General features: G+C 49.6%; 1 tRNA gene and 1 rRNA gene. Both read left to right on the top strand.

Annotated elements, in window-relative coordinates:
* Window positions 1-78: ribosomal RNA gene (locus NUX24_RS21800) — 16S ribosomal RNA — on the top strand; the annotation flags it as partial.
* Window positions 79-147: 69 nt separating this feature from the next.
* Window positions 148-224: transfer RNA gene (locus tag NUX24_RS21805), tRNA-Ile, on the top strand.
* The last annotated feature ends 8 nt before the right edge of the window (window positions 225-232 follow it).

Here is a 232-nt window from a genome sequence, read left to right on the forward strand (position 1 = left end):
ACCACTTTGTGATTCATGACTGGGGTGAAGTCGTAACAAGGTAACCGTAGGGGAACCTGCGGTTGGATCACCTCCTTACCTTAAAGAACCTGCCTTTGTAGTGCTCACACAGATTGTCTGATGAAAAACAGCAGTAAAAATCTCTGCAGGCTTGTAGCTCAGGTGGTTAGAGCGCACCCCTGATAAGGGTGAGGTCGGTGGTTCAAGTCCACTCAGGCCTACCAGACTCCTT

The sequence above is a fragment of the Enterobacter sp. HG048 genome, from assembly GCF_024702055.1.
Lineage (GTDB): Bacteria > Pseudomonadota > Gammaproteobacteria > Enterobacterales > Enterobacteriaceae > Enterobacter > Enterobacter dykesii.